Consider the following 16,330-nt stretch of genomic DNA (forward strand, 5'->3'; position numbering starts at 1 on the left):
CGCCGGTCGGGAAGGGACCGGCGGGACCGGCTTCATTCGTCGTCCTCGTCCAGGCCCTGGGCGATGGCGTAGCGCACCAGCTCGACCCGGTTGTGCAGCTGGAGTTTGTTGAGCGTGTTCTGGACGTGGTTCTGGACCGTGCGGTGGGAGAGCACCAGCCGGTCGGCGATCTGCTTGTAGGACAGGCCCTTGGCGACCAGCCGCAGCACCTCGGTCTCGCGCTCGGTGAGGCGCGGGGTGTCGGCGGCGGCCTCGGCCCCGGCGCCCGGCGGGACCATCGCCAGCTTGCGGAACTCGCCGAGCACCAGTCCGGCCAGGCCCGGGGTGAACACCGGGTCGCCGACCGCGATGCGTTCCACGGCGGCCAGCAGTTCCTCGCGGCTGGCCGACTTCACCAGGTAGCCGATCGCGCCGGCCTTCACCGCCTGCAGGACGTCCTGCTGCTCGCCGGAGGCCGAGAGTACCAATACCTTGACATCGGGGTCGGCGGCCACCAGCCGGGCCGTCACCTCCGCGCCGGAGAGCTTGGGCATCTGCATGTCCAGCACCACGACCTGCGGCCGCGCGGCCGTGCCGCGGCGCACCGCCTCCTCGCCGTCCCCCGCCGTGGCCACCACGTCGTACCCGGCCTCGGCGAGGTCACGGGCCACCGCGTCCCGCCACATCGGGTGGTCGTCGGCGACCATGACCCTGACCTGAGTGTTCACGGTCCCCGACTCTACAAAGGGCCGGCCACTCACCGCACTGGTCATTTCCCCGCTCACCTCAGGGCCCTGCGCATGGCGGCCACCGAGGTCGCGGCGCCGCGCGGCTGCGGCACGCGCGGTACCCGCATCTCGACCTCAGTGCCCTGACCTGGGATGGAGATCACGTCGACGTGCCCGCCGACGTCGGTGAGCCGGCCCTGGATGGAGTGCGCGACGCCGAGCCGGCCGCCCCGGCGGGCTTCGGCAAGCCGGCCGGCCGGGATGCCGGGGCCGTCGTCCCGGACGGTCACCACGACCGCTTCGCTCTCGTCCTCGACCAGGATCCAGGCCCGGGCGCCCAGGCCGTCGGCGCCGGGGCCGCCGTGCACCCGGACGTTGTCCAGGGCGGCCGCCACCGCCGCGGCGATCTCCCGCGCCACCGGGCTGGGCAGCGTCACCGGGGTACCGGGGCCGGCCAGCGTCACCCGGGGCCCGGCCAGGCGGCCGAGCACCGCGGTCAGATCCAGGTCCACCGGGTCGCCGTCCTCGTCGTCGGTGTCGTGCCAGCTGTTCACCAGGGAACGCAGCGCCCGCTCCTGCTCCCCGGCCATGCGCCCGAGGTCCGCCCCGGCTCCGCCGATCTCCGCACCGCGCCGCTGGACCAGGGCCAGCACCTGCAGCACGCCGTCGTGGATGTCGCGGGCCAGCCGCTGCCGCTCGCGGGTGGCGGCCTCCAGGCGCTGGGCCCGGACCAGGGTGAGCTCGGCGGTGCGGCCGAGTTCGACGACGTAGCCGATGGCGGCGCCGGTCAGGCCCAGCAGCACGATGTTGTGGATCGAGTCCTGACTCAGCGCCCCGCGCTCGACCAGGTCGGCCAGCCCCATCACCCCGGCCGCCGCCACGCCGCCGCGCCAGCCCAGCGCGACGGCCACGGCGATCACCGGAGCCGAGGCCCAGACCGTGGGCAGGGTGAGGGCGCCGGAATCGATCCGGGACGCGGTGTCGACCAGATCCGTGCTCAAGACGGCGGCGGCGCCGACGGCCAGGTCGGTCGCCAGGAAGGACAGGAGTGCGCGGCGGGTGATGGCGGGGCGGTGGTAGACGATGCCGGTCCAGGCGGTCCAGACGGCCATGGTGAACAGGACCGCGATCGCCTCGCCTCGGTGGGCGTAGCGGTCGTAGGAGGCGGCGAAGCGGGCTATCGCGTAGGCGAGGGTGAGGCTGCGGAAGACGCCTAGCGCGCGCCACATGGCGGTGTCGACAGCGGGGCGTTGCGGGGCCGGCGCAGGCACTTGCGGCCGCGGCCGTTCAAGCACCGGATACGAGTCCTGCTCCTGCTGCTGTGGCGGATCCCCCAGCCCGCTCATCGCCGCTTGGCGTCCTCGTCGGCTTCCTGCTGCCGCAGCTCCTCGATCGCGGCCCGGCGCTCCTCGGCGGCGGCCTTCTTCGCCTCGGCCCGCTGTTCGGCGCGTTCGGCGGCCTTCTCCGCGGAGATGATCTTCTTGGCGTCGGTGGCGTACATGTCCACGTACTCCTGGCCCGACAGGTCCATCAGCGCGTACATGATCTCGTCGGTGATGGAGCGCAGGATGTAGCGGTCGTCGACGGCGCCGGGCACCTCGCGGTAGCGGGCGAAGTCCAGCGGCTCACCGAAGCGGACGCCGACCCGCTTGATCTTGGGCATCACCTGGCCGGTGGGCTGGATCTCGTAGGTGCCGACCATCGCGCAGGGGATGACCGGGATGCCGGACTCCAGCGCGATGCGCGCGATGCCGGTGCGGCCCTTGTACAGCCGGCCGTCGGGCGAGCGGGTGCCCTCCGGGTAGAGCCCCAGCGCCTTGCCCTCGTCCAGGATCCGCAGCGCGGTCTTCAGCGCCGGGTCGGCGGCCTGGCCGCTGGAGCGGTCGATCGGGACCGAGCGCACGCCGCGGAAGAAGGCCGCGGTCAGCCGGCCTTTGACGCCCTTGCCGGTGAAGTAGTCGCTCTTGGCCAGGAAGTACACCGGCCGCGGGACCATCAGGGGCATGAAGAAGGAGTCGGAGAAGGACAGATGGTTGCTGGCCAGGATCACCGGGCCCTCGGCCGGGATGTGCTCCAGCCCTTTGGCCCACGGTCGGAACAGGACGCGCAGCAACGGCCCCAGGAAGATGACCTTGAGCAAGCCGTAGAACACCGTCTGCCTCTCCGTAGGGCGGGGTGCGCGTACAGTGACTTCATACCGGCGACGCGCGGGGTTATCTTCGGGTCTGCGAAGCGAACACTACTGCGTGCGGCGTCGCTGTACTCCCCCCGTCCGCCGTGGAACGATGGTGACCATGACCGCGCCCGTGCTTCCCGGTGCCGAACCCTTCTCGCACGACGTGCCCGCCGATCCCGCTGCCGATCAGGCCACCAGCGCCACCGCCGACACTCCCGCCACACCGCGGGTCGGGGTACTGCTGTGCCACGGCTTCACCGGCTCGCCGCAGTCGATGCGGCCCTGGGCCGAGCACCTGGTCGCCGCCGGGTTCGGGGTCCGGCTGCCGCGCCTGCCCGGGCACGGTACCGACTGGCACGACATGCAGGTCACGACCTGGGCCGACTGGTACGCCGAGGTGGACCGGGCGTTCCACGAGCTGCAGGCCGGCTACGACGCGGTGTTCGTCATGGGCCTGTCGATGGGCGGCACCCTGGCGCTGCGGCTGGCCGAGCGGCACGGCGCCGATATCGCGGGCCTGGTCCTGGTCAACGCCTCGGTGAAGCCGGACAAGGCGGTGATCAAGCTGGTGCCGGTGCTCAAGCACCTGGTGCCCAGCGTCCCGGGGATCGGGAACGCGATCAACAAGAAGGGCGTCAGCGAACTGGCTTACGACCGGGTGCCGCTGCGGGCCCTGGACTCGTTCGCCGGCGGCTGGCGCACCGTGCAGACCGACCTGCCCAAGGTGACGCAGCCGACGCTGCTGTTCCGCTCCGGCAAGGACCCGGTCGTGCACCCGTCGAACAGCGCGCTGATCCTGTCCCGCATCTCCTCCACCGACGTGACGGAGCAGGTGCTCGAGAAGAGCTCGCACGTGGCCACCCTGGACCACGACGCCGATCAGATCTATGCCGGAAGCGTGGAATTCGTCCGGCGGGTCGCCGGGTTGGGGAATTGATGTGAGCACCGCCAGCGAACAACCGGGACCGGGCCTGCCCGAGGAGCCCGCCGAGTCCGTACAGCCGACCGACGAGCCGGCGGAGGAGGTGGCGACCGCCGCCGCGGCCGCCGACCTGCCGGACAAGGACCTGAGCGAAGAGCCCGAGACCGAGGAAGAGCGGATCGCCCGCGAGCGCGTGGAGTTCGACAAGCTGGTCGTCGCCTTCCACGGCGAGTCGGCCCCGGACCCGCAGCCGCAGCGCCCGGAGAGCCTGGGCCCGCGCAAGATCGTCCGCTACCCGGTCCTGGACCCGCGGCCGGAGTGGCGCGCGGAGATCGTCGAGCCCACCGACGAGACCACCGTCGACCCGCTGGACTACACCGAGCACTACGAGCCGCCGGACCCGCCGCTGCCGCAGTTCGCCGCGGCCACCCTGGCGTCCTGGACGATGCTGCTGGGCGGCGTGACGTTCCTGGTGCTGCACACGCTGCTGAAGTGGCAGACGCCGGACTACCTGGGCTGGCTGGCGGTGATCGGCGTGTTCGGCGGGATCATCACGCTGGTGGCCCGGATGAAGCCGGACCGCGACGAGTACGACGATCCGGACAACGGCGCGGTCGTCTAGGCGAGCGATCCGGGAGGCGCTGTGAAGATCGGCGAAGCTTCCCGCGTCAGCGGGGTGAGCGCGAGGTCGTTGCGGCATTACGAGGACGAAGGCCTGATCGTCCCCGGCCGCTTCGGCAACGGGTTCCGCGACTACTGCCAGTCCACGATCGATCGGGTGCTCGTCATCCGCACGCTGCTGGAATCCGGGCTGCCCGTGCGGCTGATCAGGGAAATCCTGCCCGGCCTCAACGGCGGGTCCGATGACGGCACCCCTGTGTCGTGCGCCGAGTTCCTGCACGAGGTGCGGAGCTACCGCGACCGGCTCGCCACCCGCGTCACCGTCCTCCGCGACCAGCAGGCGGCGCTGGACGCCTACCTCGAACAGGCCCGCACTACCGGTCGCTGAGCGGCGCTTGACCTTGACGCAAGTGTCAGGTTCCTACAGTCGGTCCATGGAGATCAACGAGCAGCGGCTCCCCGCCGAACAGACAATCCGAGCCCTGGTCCAGCAGTCGCACGAGGGGCCGCAGGACCTGACTCTCACGACCGACCGGCGGCGTCCCGTCCCGGGGCCCGGCGAGTACCTGATCCGGGTCGGTGCCGCCGGGGTCAATTTCGCGGACGTCATGCAGAGCCGTGGAGCCTATGGAGGCGGCCCGCAGGCGCCGTACGTGGCGGGCTTCGAGGCCGCCGGTGAGATCGTGGGCGCCGGTCCCGGCATCGAACCCTTGGCACCCGGCACGCACGTCATCGGCGCCGGGCCGGGGGCCTTCGCGCAGTACATGACGATGCCCGCGGCCGGCGTGCTGCCCGTGCCGGCCGGCTGGAGCGACGCCCAGGCGCTGGGCCTGGTGCTGAACTGGGCCACCGCCCTGGCCGCGGTGAAGACGCTCGGCGCGGTCCAGACCGGTGAGGTGGTCCTCGTGCACGCGGCGGCCGGCGGCGTGGGGCAGGCCGCGGTCCGGCTGGCCCGGCACTACGGGGCGCGGGTGATCGCCACGGCCTCGCCCGGGAAGCACGCCACCGTCCGGGCTCTAGGTGCCGACCTGGTCCTGGACCGCCGGCGGCCGGACCTGGCGGCCGAGATCAGCCGCCGGACCGCGGGCGTCGACCTGGTCCTGGAATCGGTGGGGCAGGCGACCTTCGCGACCAGCCTTTCGGTCGCCAAGCCGATCACCGGACGCGTCGTGGTGTTCGGGGCGGCCTCCGGCGACGCCACCGTGACCACCCACGATCTGGTCTTCACGCACCCGGTGCAGATCAAGGGGCTGCACATCGGCACGCTGGCCGTCGCCGCGCCGTCCCTTTACCGGTCGCTACTCACCGAACTCGAAGCCCTTATAGCGCAGGGCATATATACGCCCGGCACTCCTGAGGTCTACCCGCTCAGCGAGGGAGCGACAGTACTGCAGCAACTCGAGGCCGGCCAGACCGAGGGCAAGCTCGCCCTCGATCCCTGGCGCTAGCCGTCCCACTACGATTGTGGTAGCTACGGCTGTAGTTTTGCGGCTCAGATCCGCACTACCGCGAGCACCGGCAGGTGGTCGGTGGCGAGCGCCGTATCGGCTTGGCTGACGAGGTCCGTGGGAACACCTGCGCGCACCACGTAGACGTCTCTAGAGACGAACACCGCATCCAAGCGCTGGTACGGGTTCTTCCCTGTAGAGGTGAACTCCGCCCCCATCGGCGAGACCATCCAGGCGTCCGCCAGCCGCTCGGTGATGATGTTCCATTCGACACTGCCGGGGTAGCTGTTGAAGTCCCCGGCCAGGATGCGCGACTTGGTCTGGTTGCGCTCCGCGAAGCCGTCGAGGTGCCCCAGGACTTCACCGGCCTGATAGACGCGCTGTTCCAGGTTCATACTCAGATGCGTCCCGCCGACCGTGAACCGGCTGTTGCCGATCCGCAGCGTGGCGAGCGCCAGACCCCGCAGGTGATAGCCCCTGCGGTGCTTCAGGTAGAGCACCTCGGCAGCGTCCACCTTGACGTCCGGCCCGGCCAGCAGCAGGTTGCCGGAGGCGTTCGCGCCGCCGATCACCACCCTCAGCCCGAAGGACGCCGCCATCGCCCGGGCGGCCCGCCGCCACCCGAAGAAGCGGGGCGACTCCTGGATGCAGACCACATCCGGGGCGCAGGATCGCACGACGCGTGCGAGCGCGGCGCGGTCGTCTCTTAAGGACCGCACGTTGTAAGTGAGTATCCGTATTGTCTGCTCCATAGCGATCACCACGCTAAGCGGTGATCGCTATGGAGGAAAGCGCTTAGACCCGTGCGAGGTCTGCGGCGCCGATCAGGCCGGCGTCCGGCCCCAGGGTCGCGGTCAGGACCTGCGCATACGGCCGGTGCCCCTTGCCGGCCAGCTTGCGCCGGTAGGCCTCGGCGGCCGGGGCGCGCAGCAGGTCGCCGGCCTCGGAGACACCGCCGGCCAGGACGAAGGCGCTGGGGTCCAGGAGCGCGGCGATGTCCGACATGCCCTGGCCCAGCCAGTCGGCGATCTCGGTGAACGCCGCGAGCGCTATCGTGTCGCCGTTGCGGGCGGCCTCGGTGACGTGCGAGCCCTGGATCCCCTCGACGGTGCCGTCGCCGAGGGCCAGCAGGTCCTTGGCCCGGCCGGGGGCCGCGGACGCGCGCTCGCGGGCGGCGCGGACCAAAGCGTTGCCGGAGGCGTACTGCTCGAAGCAGCCGCGGTTGCCGCAGCCGCAGGGCCGGCCGTCGGGGACCACGCGGTAGTGGCCGGGCTCGCCGCCGATGCCGAACCGGCCGCGGTACAGCGAGCCGCCCAGGATCAGGCCGCCGCCGATGCCGGTGCCGACCGTTATCACCACCACGTCGTCGTGCCCGGCGGCGGCACCGAACTTGGCCTCGCCCCAGGCCGCGGCGTTGGCGTCGTTCTCCACCACCACCGGCAGGCCGATGCGCTCCTCGATGCGGGTCTTGAGCGGCTCGTTCACCCAGGACACGTTGGGGGCGAACAGCACGGTGGCCCGGTCGGCGTCGATGAAGCCGGCGGCGCCCAGGCCCACGGCGCCGATCTCATGGTCGCCGCGGACCTTGCGTACCGCCTCGGCGATGGCGTCGGCGGTCTGGTCGGAGTTCTCCGGAGTGGAGACTTTGACCGAGTCGAGGATCTTCCCCGTCTCGTCGACCACGCCGGCCAGGATCTTCGTGCCGCCGATGTCTACGCCGATGGTGAGAGTCATTAGTCCCTGTTCTTCTGCTCGGACGGATCGATCCGGTCCACCCGCTCCACGGTGATCTTCTCCTGCGCCTTGTCGCCGCCGGGGCCGCCAGTCTGCCAGGACTGTTCCGAGCCGCGCACGGCCGACCGGACCGCGGCGGCCACCTCACGGCCGGCCACGCCCAGGTGGCGTGCCACCTCAGGGTACGACTGGACCGCCGGGGCCACGACGCGCGATTCGATCGCCGACCACAGCTTGCGCGCCTCGTCGGCCAACGTCCCGAGATCTTCGCGCACGCCGGTCGGGCCTGTCGAGCCCGATCCCGGAGGTGTCCGCTCCTCGGAAGCGGTGGCCGAAGCGGTGGCGTCGGCCGCGTCGGAGTCGCCCTTGCCGTCCGCGCCGCTGGAAGCGTCGGCGGCCTCGCCGGTCACGTCCCGCTCGGGGCGCGGCGGGCTGTCCTCAAAAGGAATGTCGTTTTTGTTGTCGCTCATAGATATGCCCCTCCCGTCACCGGTCACCGTTTTGTGTGTCTTCACTATGGTCCGTCAGGAAGCGCTCGGGCCACAGGCTCTCGTCCGGTTTGAAGCCGACGCGCAGCACGCCGTCCGTGATGCGCGCCGAGGCGATGCGGCAGCGGCGCAGCGCGGCCGGCAACGGGAAGGCCCGCCGGTGCGCGGCCACGCCCGGCACCTCGATGCTGACGACGAGCTCGTCCCCGGAGCGCACCAGGCCGAGCTGGTCCCGCTCGACACCGGGCAGCGGCAGGTCGTAGCGGTAGCCGTCGCCGTCGGTGAGCATCGCCGGTTCCGGCGGGTCGGCCAGGCCGGGGCCCGGGTCGCCGTCCTCGGAGCCGGCGTAGACGGCCTCGCCGAAGGCTTCGAGCGCGGCGAGGCCCAGCGGTTCCTCCGGCACCCGGGGCACGTCGGCCAGGGTTCCGGTGTCGGCGCGCAGGCCGTGCAGGGCGAGCAGGGTCGGGGTGGCCTGGAGCAGCGGCTGCGCGGCCGCCGAGGACGAGCCGACGATCCGCACCACGCTGCCGGGGTGCACCAGCGCCATCCGCACCGCGGCGATCTCGGCGGCGGCGTCGTCGGTCCACTGCGTGACCATCGTGAACGGGCTCGGCAGCCCGACCAGGCCGGCCAGCAGCGGCCGCAGCGCGCGGGCCGCCTGGCCCTCGATCGGCCGCACCCGGCGCAGCGCCGCCGCGGCGGTCTCCGGCCAGGCCAGCATGGCCAGCGCGGCCTTCAGCGGCGGGCCGTCCACGACCACGGTGTCCCACTGCTCCGAGGCGACCGCGGTGGCGATCTCCCGCAGCGCGAGGATGTCCGGCAGGCCGGGCACCGGCCCGAGTTCGGTGGCGTCCGGCGCGGACAGGCCGGCGGCGGCCAGCGGCCCGGACAGCAGCTTGGCGATGTCGACCAGTGCGGTCTCGGTGGCCGCGGCCGGATCGAAGCGGCGGACGGTCAGGTTGGCCAGGGTCGCGCGGCGGGCCGCGGGAACCCCGCCGCCGCCGTCGCCTTGGCCTTGGCCGAGGTCGAGATCAAGGTCCAGATCATCGTCGATGTCGTCGATATCCAGGACGTTTCCGTCCCCTGAGACCCCCGAGGCCCCGAGCACCGCGGCCAGTTCCCCGGCGTCGGCAACGCCGAGCAGCAGCACCCGGTGTCCGCCGGCCGCGGCCCGCAGCGCGGTGGCCGCGGCGAGCGTGGTCGTGCCCGCACCGCCGGGCCCGGTGAGGAAGAGCAGCCGCGTCACGCCGAGATCGCCTCGACACGCTTCTTCAGGCCGGACAGCGCGCGATCGATGATCAGCTTCTCGACCTTGCGCTTGAGCAGGCCGACCATCGGCAGCTTGACGTCCACCGCGAGCTGGTAGGTCACGTGGCTGCCGGCCTCGGTGGCCTCGACCAGATAGGAGCCGTCCAACGCGCGCATCATGTTCGAGGACACGAGCGTCCAGCGAACCTCAACGTCCGATGGGTATTCGTAGGCCAGCGTGTGCTCGTCGCGCAGCGCGCCGGCGTCCATGCGGTACCAGGCGCGGGTGGCGCGCCCGGCGTCGTCGCGCTCCTGGACCCGCGCTTCCTTCACCTCCCCGGCCCATTCCGGATAGGCCTCGAAGTCGGTGATCACCCGCAACACGGCCTCGGGCGGGGCCGCGATGTCGATGCTGGACTTTGTGCGCTCGGACATGGCCCGCCTCCTCGCCGTCGGTGGTTGCGGCCAAGGCTATCGCGTACGCCACACCTGACGGCTGGTCGAGGTCTCCGGCAGGGCATGATGGTGTCCGGCGGCACCCGCACACCGGAGGAGTCGGCCAGGTTACGAAACGGCATCAAGTACTACCTACCGGCTGGTAATAAGCAGTAGCGTCAGGGCGCGCCCACACCCCACGTGGCGCCCGGCCGCCCCGTCGTCCGGCCTCGAAGACGAGGAGTCAAGACAACCGTGCGTGAGTTCAGCGTCCCGCCGCTTTACCAGGTCGGCGCCACCGCCAACCTGACCGACGTGGTGCACAACGCGGCCGAGCAGGCTCCGGCCGCGGCCCTGCTGGGCCGCAAGAGCGGCGGTGTGTGGCGCGACGTCACCGCCAAGGACTTCCTCGCCGAAGTCACCGCCGTGGCCAAGGGCATCGCCGCCGCCGGGATCGAGGTCGGCGACCGCGTGGCCCTGATGTCCCGCACCCGCTATGAGTGGACGCTGCTGGACTTCGCCTTGTTCGAGGCCGGCGCGGTCGTGGTCCCGGTCTACGAGACCTCCTCGGCCGAGCAGGTCGAGTGGATCCTGTCCGACTCCGGCGCGGTCGCGGTGTTCGCCGAGACCAGCGCCAACGCCGAGGCCGTGGAGAGCGCCCGCGCCGGGGTCGCCGACTCCGGCCTGGGCGGCGCCCCGGACGTCCGCGAGGTCTGGGTGATCGAGCCGGACAGCGGCGAGGGCGCGGTCCAGGAGCTGACCGCGGCCGGCACCGCGATCACCGACGAGCAGTTGGCCGAGCGCCGCGGCGCCGCCACTCCGGAGTCGCTGGCCTCGATCATCTACACCTCCGGCACCACCGGCCGGCCCAAGGGCTGCGTGCTGACCCACGGCCAGTTCCTCGCCGAGTGCGAGAACGTGACGCGGATGGCCTCCAGCGCCTTCAACTCCGCCGGCTCCACGCTGCTGTTCCTGCCGCTGGCGCACGTCCTGGCCCGGGTCATCCAGACCGCCGCGCTCACCGCCCGGGTGAAGCTGGGGCACTGTTCGGACACCAAGAAGATCGTGGAGGAGCTCGGCGGCTTCAAGCCGACCTTCATCCTGTCGGTGCCGCGGGTGTTCGAGAAGGTCTACAACGGCGCCTCGCAGAAGGCGCACGCCGAGGGCAAGGGCGCCATCTTCGACAAGGCCGCCGCCACCGCGATCGCGTGGTCGCGCGCCGAGTACGCGGGCAAGGTGCCGATGGGCCTGAAGGTCAAGCACGCGGTCTTCGACAAGCTGGTCTACGGCAAGCTGCGCGCGGCCCTGGGCGGCAACGCGACCCTGGCCGTCTCCGGCGGCGCGCCGCTGGGCACCCGGCTGGTGCACTTCTTCCACGGCATCGGCCTGCAGGTCCAGGAGGGCTACGGCCTGACCGAGACGTGCGCGGCGATCACCCTGAACCCGATCGGCAAGGCCCGGCCCGGCACGGTCGGCGTCCCGGTCCCCGGCGCCTCGGTCCGCATCGCCGAGGACGGCGAGATCCTGGTCAAGGGCCCGATGGTGTTCTCCGGGTACTACCACAACGACGCCGCGACGAACGATGCCGTCACCGACGGCTGGTTCGCCACCGGCGACCTGGGCTCGCTGGACAACGAGGGCTACCTGTCGATCACCGGGCGCAAGAAGGAGATCCTGGTGACCGCCGGCGGCAAGAACGTCGCCCCGGCCGTCCTGGAGGACCGGATCAACGCCCACCCGCTGGTGAACCTGTCGATGGTGGTCGGCGACAAGCAGCCGTTCATCGCCGCCCTGGTCACCCTGGACCCGGAGTCGCTGCCGACCTGGGCCGCCGGCCACGGCAAGCCCGCCGGCTGGACCATCGCCGAGGCCGCCGCCGACCCGGAGGTACGGGCCGAGGTGCAGAAGGCGGTCGACGACGCGAACCGCGCCGTGAGCCACGCCGAGGCGATCAAGAAGTTCACGGTGCTCGGGACGGAGTGGAGCGTCGAGGGCGGGCAGGTGACGCCTTCGATGAAGCTGAAGCGGAACGTGGTGATGGTGGAGAACGCCTCCGATGTGGAGGAGCTTTACGACGGTGTCGGGTCCACGACCGGGCAGTGAGCTAGAACGGTCCTTCCGCGACGAAGCGGCGCAGCCCTCGGGCGAAGGCTTCGGCCTCGCCCGGGGGCCATTCTTCTAATGCGGCGGCGATCCGCTCGGCCAGGCGCCGCCGCAGTTCCCCGACCGCTGCGATCCCGGTGTAGGTGAGGACGAGCAGCACCGATCGGCGGTCCGCCGGATCGGGTTCCCGCCGGATCAGGCCGGCCGCCTCCAGGCGCGAGGCGTGGCGGCTCACGCCGGAGCGGTCCAGGCCGATCACCGCCGCGAGGTCGGCGGCGTTGCTCGGACCGGTCCGGGCCAGGCCGCTGAGCACCGGGTAGGCGTTCTCATCGAGGCCGTCGGCGACGCCTTCGACGAGCGAGGTGTAGAGGCCGGCGCGGGTGCCGCGCTGGATCAGCAAGCCGATGGATTCGGCGATCTCATGTCCGGTGGCGGGGCCGGGCTCAAGTCTGGGCTCGGGGCCGGGCTCAGGGCCGGGCTCAGGGCCGGGCTCGGATCCGGGCTCAGGTCTGGAAGCAACGTTCACCGCTCCAGAATAGCGTGCATCGCGCACGCATCTGCTATCGTCAGAGATGCGTGCACGGCGCACGCATCTTGTGATCGAAGGAGCACCGCCATGTCCGCGACCATGCCCGCGACCATCGCCACCGCCCTGACCGACCTGCTGCTCAGCCCGGACCTGCCGCTTGACGAAGCCCTGGACCGGCACTTCGCCCCCGACTACCGGCAGCGCACCGACGGGGTCTGGATCGACCGGGCCGGATTCGCCGAGCACATCGCCCACCTGCGGGGCGTCGTCGCCGACGGCACGATCCGGGTGCACGACGAACTCGCCGGCGCCGACGGCGTCCGCTATGCCGAGCGGCACACCATCGACATAGTGAAGGCCGACGGGTCGACGGCGTCGCACGAGGTCTACGTCTTCGCCGAGCGCGCGCCGGACGGCCGGTTCGTCCGGCTGGAGGAGGTCACGCTGATGGTGGCCGGGAGCGAGGCGGACCGGGGGCTGGGCAGCGCGCGGTAGCGGCTGGCGGCGCCTGCGCAGCGCGCCTTCGCTCCGCCGGCCGGCGACTACGCCATCTCGCGAGCCGTCATCAGCCTGATGTGATTACCGGACGGGTCGCGGAAGGAGGAGTCCCGGCCGTAGATCTGGTCGCTGGGCTTCTCGATGAACTCCACACCGCGCTCGACCAGGGTGGCGTAGTCGGCGTCCACATCCTCGCTGGTCAGGAACAACGTGCCGGCGAACCCCTTGCCGGTGAGCTCCTCGACCTTGGCCCGGGTCGCGTCGTCCATGATCGGCTCGCCCGGGATCGCCATCAGCACGATGCTGATGTCCGGCTGGTGCGCCGGCCCGACGCTGAGCCAGCGGAAGTTGCCCATCTCCGGCACCGTGACGTCCATCCGGACCACGAAGCCGACCTTGTTCGTGTAGAAGTCGAGGGCCGCGTCCTGGTCGTGGACCCAGAGCTGAGTACTGGTGAAGGAGATCATGCCGTCACGCTAAGCCGCCCGGCCCCGCACCGTCTTCTCGAAACGTCCGGTTCTTCGGCCGCCCATAGGCCCGCACCACACACCCCGGCAGCGCCACCAGCTCCGACGCCGGCGGATGCGCGGCCCGATAGGCGGCCGGCGGCAGGCCGTACACCCGCGTGAAGCTGGTGGTGAAGGACCCGACGCTGGTCAGCCCCACCGCACAGCAGATGTCGGCGACCGCGTAGTCGGTGTGCCGCAGCAACGCCGCCGCCCGCTCCAACCGCCGTGTGAGCAGGTACGCGTGCGGCGACTCCCCGAACGCCCGCCGGAACTCCCGCGAGAAGTGCGCCCGCGACAGCCTCGCCGCCGCCGCGAGGTCCGCGACGGTCAGCGGCTCGGCGTAGCGCGCGTCGGCGAGGTCCTTGGCCCGCTGGAGGTGGCGGGCGGGGGCGACGGACGGCACGTGTGCGAGGGTAGCCGGGCCTGGTGACATGCGCGGGCCCGGTGACGTGCCCGGACGACGTGACGTGCGCGGGGCGAAGCGCACGGATAGCGTTTCGGCATGGTCGACAGCACGGGTGCCGACCCGATGATCCGGGTCCACGACGCCACCGAGCACAACCTGCGGCACGTGGACGTCGCCGTGCCGCGCGACCGGATCGTGGCGTTCACCGGGGTGTCGGGGTCGGGCAAGTCGTCGCTGGCGTTCGCCACGATCTACGCCGAGGCCCAGCGCCGCTACCTCGAATCGGTCGCGCCCTACGCGCGCCGCCTGATCGAGCAGGCCGGGGCGCCGCGGGTCGGGGGCATCAGCGGGCTGCCGCCGGCGGTGGCGTTGCGGCAGCAGTACGCGGCGGGCAGCGCGCGCTCCAGCGTGGGGACCGTCAGCCGGGTCTCGAACGTGCTGCGCATGCTCTACTCCCGGGCCGGGACGTATCCGGCCGGTGCCGAGCCGGTCGACTCCGACTGGTTCTCGCCCAACACCGCGGTCGGGGCCTGTCCGACGTGCCACGGCCTCGGGCGCCGCTACACCGTGGAGGAGGACAAGCTGGTCGGCGACCCGGAGCTGAGCATCCGCGAGGGCGCGATCGCCGCGTGGCCGGGGGCGTGGCAGGGGAAGAACTACCGCGACATCCTCGGCGAGCTGGGCATCGACATCGACGCGCCGTTCCGCGCGCTGCCCGCCGAGCGCCGGCACTGGCTGCTGACCACCGAAGAGCAGCCGGTGGTGACGGTGCATCCGGTCCGCGAGGCACATCGCATCACCCGCCCTTATCAGGGCACATACATGTCGCCCCGCAGCTGGGTCCTGCACACGTACGCCACCACCAAGAGCGCTTCGCTACGCGCCAAGGCCGCGTCCTTCCTCACCGAGGAACCCTGTCCGACCTGCGAGGGCCGCCGCCTCAACCCCTTCGCGCTCAGCGTCACCATCGCAGGGGTCGATATCGCCGACGCCACCGCGCTCCCCCTGGCCGACCTCACCGGGTTGCTGGAACGGGCTCGCGTCCACCCCGACACGGCCGCGCTGTCCCCGGAACGCCGCCAGGCCGCCGAGGCGCTGATCGGCAACCTCGAAGAGCATCTCAGGACTCTGACGGAACTCGGTCTCGGCTACCTCGGGACCGATCGGGCGACGTCCACCCTGTCCGCCGGCGAGTTCCAGCGCCTGCATCTGGCCACGCAGCTCGGCAGCGGCTTGTTCGGGGTCTTATACGTCCTCGACGAGCCGTCCGCAGGCCTGCACCCCGCCGACACCGAGCTGCTGCTGACCGCGTTGCGACGGCTGCGGGCCGCCGGGAACTCGGTATTCGTGGTCGAACACAACCCGCGGGTGATCGCCGATGCGCAATGGCTCGTGGACCTGGGCCCGGGCGCCGGCACGCATGGCGGCCGGGTCCTGCACAGCGGACCGACGGCCGAGCTGAAGGACGTCCCGGAGTCGGCGACCGCGCGCTACCTGTTCGGCCACGCGCCGAACATCCGGCCGGCCACCGTCCGCGAACCGTCCTCGTGGCTGACCCTGTTCGATGTCACCCGCCACAACCTCGACCGGCTCACCGTCCGGTTCCCGCTCGGCACACTGACCGCCGTCACCGGCGTCTCCGGCTCCGGCAAGTCGACACTGGTCGGCCAGGTACTCGCCGCGACCGTCCGGGACCACCTCGGCACCCCGGCCACCGCCGACGACCGCGAGGCGTCCGACGAGGAAGCCGCCCTGGACGACGACCGCATCATCGCCATCCCCAAGGCCGACGGACTGTCCGCGATCCAGCGCCTGGTACAGGTGGACCAGAAACCGATCGGCCGCACGCCCCGCTCGAACCTGGCGACCTACACAGGACTCTTCGATACCGTCCGCAAGCTCTTCGCAGCCCAGCCGCTGTCGAAGCAGCGCGGCTACACCGCCAGCCGCTTCAGCTTCAACCTCCCGGACGGCCGCTGCCCGAACTGCCAGGGCGAGGGCGTGGTGAGCGTAGAACTCCTCTTCCTGCCGACAGAATCCGCGCCGTGCCCGGTCTGCCACGGCGCGAGGTACAACCCCGAGACGCTGGAGGTGCTGGTCGACGGCAAGTCGGTCGCGGACGTACTGGCACTCAGCGTCGAGGATGCCCTGTCGTACCTGGAGCACCTGGAGCGCCTGGCGCACCTGCCGACAGCGCACCGCATCCTGAGCCTGCTCGACGACATCGGCCTGGGCTACCTCACCCTGGGCCAGAGCGCGACCACCCTGTCCGGCGGCGAAGCCCAGCGCATCAAGCTCGTCAGCGAACTGCATCGCGCACGCCGCGGCCACACCCTGTACCTGCTCGACGAGCCGACCAGCGGCCTGCACCCGGCCGACGCCGACCTCCTGCTGGCCCGCCTGCGCGAACTCGTGGACCAGCGGAACACGGTCATCATGGTCGAGCACGACATGCGCATCGCGGCCGCCGCTGACTGGCTGGTCGATCTGGGGCCCGGGGCGGGGA

General features: G+C 71.5%; 18 protein-coding genes. 7 read left to right on the forward strand and 11 right to left on the reverse strand.

All coding sequences use genetic code 11. The annotated features are described in order from the left end of the window. Positions 1–32 precede the first annotated feature (32 nt). From KGQ19_RS28535 to KGQ19_RS28545, 3 genes are all read right to left on the reverse strand, one after another. Entirely contained in the window at positions 33–686 is a 654-nt protein-coding gene (locus tag KGQ19_RS28535) for a response regulator (RefSeq protein WP_212014478.1), read from the reverse strand. A gap of 74 nt (positions 687–760) precedes the next feature. Continuing rightward, on the reverse strand, positions 761–2,053 hold the full coding sequence (gene macS, locus KGQ19_RS28540) for a MacS family sensor histidine kinase (protein WP_230419583.1): 1,293 nt from the start codon (positions 2,051–2,053) through the stop codon (positions 761–763). After that, positions 2,050–2,859, reverse strand: coding sequence for a lysophospholipid acyltransferase family protein (locus KGQ19_RS28545; protein WP_212014432.1), 810 nt, complete (start codon positions 2,857–2,859; stop codon positions 2,050–2,052). The genes macS and KGQ19_RS28545 overlap by 4 nt, the downstream gene beginning before the upstream one ends. Before the next feature lie 142 nt (positions 2,860–3,001). On the opposite strand from KGQ19_RS28545, the gene KGQ19_RS28550 reads away from it, so the two are divergent. The 4 genes from KGQ19_RS28550 to KGQ19_RS28565 are packed head-to-tail and all read left to right on the forward strand — an operon-like array spanning position 3,002 to position 5,874. Next, positions 3,002–3,820: an alpha/beta hydrolase gene (locus KGQ19_RS28550; RefSeq protein WP_212014434.1), complete on the forward strand. Its 819-nt coding sequence runs from the start codon at positions 3,002–3,004 to the stop codon at positions 3,818–3,820. A gap of 1 nt (position 3,821) precedes the next feature. Beyond that, positions 3,822–4,427, forward strand: a complete 606-nt coding sequence (locus KGQ19_RS28555) for a hypothetical protein (RefSeq protein ID WP_212014442.1) — start codon at positions 3,822–3,824, stop codon at positions 4,425–4,427. Positions 4,428–4,448: 21 nt separating this feature from the next. Beyond that, positions 4,449–4,814: a MerR family transcriptional regulator gene (locus KGQ19_RS28560; RefSeq protein WP_212014444.1), complete on the forward strand. Its 366-nt coding sequence runs from the start codon at positions 4,449–4,451 to the stop codon at positions 4,812–4,814. A 46-nt stretch (positions 4,815–4,860) separates the two neighbouring features. Next, positions 4,861–5,874 (forward strand): NADPH:quinone oxidoreductase family protein, encoded by a 1,014-nt coding sequence (locus KGQ19_RS28565; RefSeq protein WP_212014446.1) that lies wholly within the window; start codon positions 4,861–4,863, stop codon positions 5,872–5,874. 44 nt (positions 5,875–5,918) lie between these two features. On the opposite strand, the gene KGQ19_RS28570 is transcribed toward KGQ19_RS28565, so the two are convergent. Genes KGQ19_RS28570 through KGQ19_RS28590 form a run of 5 tightly spaced genes read right to left on the reverse strand, consistent with a single transcriptional unit; the run spans position 5,919 to position 9,779 of the window. Next, the gene (locus KGQ19_RS28570) at positions 5,919–6,626 is read right to left on the reverse strand and encodes an endonuclease/exonuclease/phosphatase family protein (RefSeq protein WP_212014461.1); all 708 of its coding nucleotides are present in this window, start codon (positions 6,624–6,626) and stop codon (positions 5,919–5,921) included. Positions 6,627–6,669: 43 nt separating this feature from the next. Next, complete coding sequence (locus KGQ19_RS28575) at positions 6,670–7,608, reverse strand: ROK family glucokinase (RefSeq protein ID WP_212014463.1); 939 nt, start codon at positions 7,606–7,608, stop codon at positions 6,670–6,672. Next, positions 7,608–8,078 (reverse strand): DUF5304 family protein, encoded by a 471-nt coding sequence (locus KGQ19_RS28580; protein WP_212014465.1) that lies wholly within the window; start codon positions 8,076–8,078, stop codon positions 7,608–7,610. The genes KGQ19_RS28575 and KGQ19_RS28580 overlap by 1 nt, the downstream gene beginning before the upstream one ends. A 16-nt stretch (positions 8,079–8,094) precedes the next feature. After that, positions 8,095–9,342, reverse strand: a complete 1,248-nt coding sequence (locus tag KGQ19_RS28585; RefSeq protein WP_212014466.1) for an ArsA family ATPase — start codon at positions 9,340–9,342, stop codon at positions 8,095–8,097. Further along, the gene (locus KGQ19_RS28590) at positions 9,339–9,779 is read right to left on the reverse strand and encodes an SRPBCC family protein (protein WP_212014468.1); all 441 of its coding nucleotides are present in this window, start codon (positions 9,777–9,779) and stop codon (positions 9,339–9,341) included. Before KGQ19_RS28590 ends, KGQ19_RS28585 begins: the two co-directional genes overlap by 4 nt. Before the next feature lie 255 nt (positions 9,780–10,034). On the opposite strand from KGQ19_RS28590, the gene KGQ19_RS28595 reads away from it, so the two are divergent. After that, a complete protein-coding gene (locus KGQ19_RS28595; RefSeq protein WP_212014470.1) occupies positions 10,035–11,882 on the forward strand; it encodes an AMP-dependent synthetase/ligase in 1,848 nt (615 codons plus the stop codon). A 1-nt stretch (position 11,883) separates the two neighbouring features. Here KGQ19_RS28595 and KGQ19_RS28600 read toward each other — a convergent pair whose 3' ends face one another. Further along, entirely contained in the window at positions 11,884–12,300 is a 417-nt protein-coding gene (locus KGQ19_RS28600) for a MarR family winged helix-turn-helix transcriptional regulator (protein WP_212014480.1), read from the reverse strand. 198 nt (positions 12,301–12,498) lie between these two features. Here KGQ19_RS28600 and KGQ19_RS28605 point away from each other — a divergent pair, with 198 nt between their 5' ends. Then, positions 12,499–12,906, forward strand: a complete 408-nt coding sequence (locus tag KGQ19_RS28605; RefSeq protein ID WP_230419584.1) for a nuclear transport factor 2 family protein — start codon at positions 12,499–12,501, stop codon at positions 12,904–12,906. Between the two features lie 47 nt (positions 12,907–12,953). Here KGQ19_RS28605 and KGQ19_RS28610 read toward each other — a convergent pair whose 3' ends face one another. Further along, positions 12,954–13,376 (reverse strand): VOC family protein, encoded by a 423-nt coding sequence (locus KGQ19_RS28610; protein ID WP_212014472.1) that lies wholly within the window; start codon positions 13,374–13,376, stop codon positions 12,954–12,956. Positions 13,377–13,380: 4 nt separating this feature from the next. Continuing rightward, on the reverse strand, positions 13,381–13,821 hold the full coding sequence (locus KGQ19_RS28615) for a helix-turn-helix transcriptional regulator (RefSeq protein ID WP_212014474.1): 441 nt from the start codon (positions 13,819–13,821) through the stop codon (positions 13,381–13,383). A 99-nt stretch (positions 13,822–13,920) separates the two neighbouring features. Between KGQ19_RS28615 and KGQ19_RS28620 the strand changes: the two genes are divergently transcribed. After that, on the forward strand, positions 13,921–16,330 hold a 2,410-nt coding region (locus KGQ19_RS28620; protein ID WP_230419586.1), incomplete at its 3' end, for an excinuclease ABC subunit UvrA.

It is taken from the genome of Catenulispora pinistramenti (assembly GCF_018274385.1).
Classification (GTDB): Bacteria; Actinomycetota; Actinomycetes; order Streptomycetales; family Catenulisporaceae; genus Catenulispora; species Catenulispora pinistramenti.

What these genes read in the sequence shown, in the direction of transcription:
- KGQ19_RS28535 (WP_212014478.1), bottom strand. Translation starts at nt 686, where the DNA reads ATGGTCGCCGACGACCACCCGATGTGGCGGGACGCGGTGGCCCGTGAC.
- macS (WP_230419583.1), bottom strand. Translation starts at nt 2,053, where the DNA reads ATGAGCGGGCTGGGGGATCCGCCACAGCAGCAGGAGCAGGACTCGTAT.
- KGQ19_RS28550 (WP_212014434.1), top strand. Translation starts at nt 3,002, where the DNA reads ATGACCGCGCCCGTGCTTCCCGGTGCCGAACCCTTCTCGCACGACGTG.
- KGQ19_RS28565 (WP_212014446.1), top strand. Translation starts at nt 4,861, where the DNA reads ATGGAGATCAACGAGCAGCGGCTCCCCGCCGAACAGACAATCCGAGCC.
- KGQ19_RS28570 (WP_212014461.1), bottom strand. Translation starts at nt 6,626, where the DNA reads ATGGAGCAGACAATACGGATACTCACTTACAACGTGCGGTCCTTAAGA.
- KGQ19_RS28575 (WP_212014463.1), bottom strand. Translation starts at nt 7,608, where the DNA reads ATGACTCTCACCATCGGCGTAGACATCGGCGGCACGAAGATCCTGGCC.
- KGQ19_RS28580 (WP_212014465.1), bottom strand. Translation starts at nt 8,078, where the DNA reads ATGAGCGACAACAAAAACGACATTCCTTTTGAGGACAGCCCGCCGCGC.
- KGQ19_RS28590 (WP_212014468.1), bottom strand. Translation starts at nt 9,779, where the DNA reads ATGTCCGAGCGCACAAAGTCCAGCATCGACATCGCGGCCCCGCCCGAG.
- KGQ19_RS28605 (WP_230419584.1), top strand. Translation starts at nt 12,499, where the DNA reads ATGTCCGCGACCATGCCCGCGACCATCGCCACCGCCCTGACCGACCTG.
- KGQ19_RS28610 (WP_212014472.1), bottom strand. Translation starts at nt 13,376, where the DNA reads ATGATCTCCTTCACCAGTACTCAGCTCTGGGTCCACGACCAGGACGCG.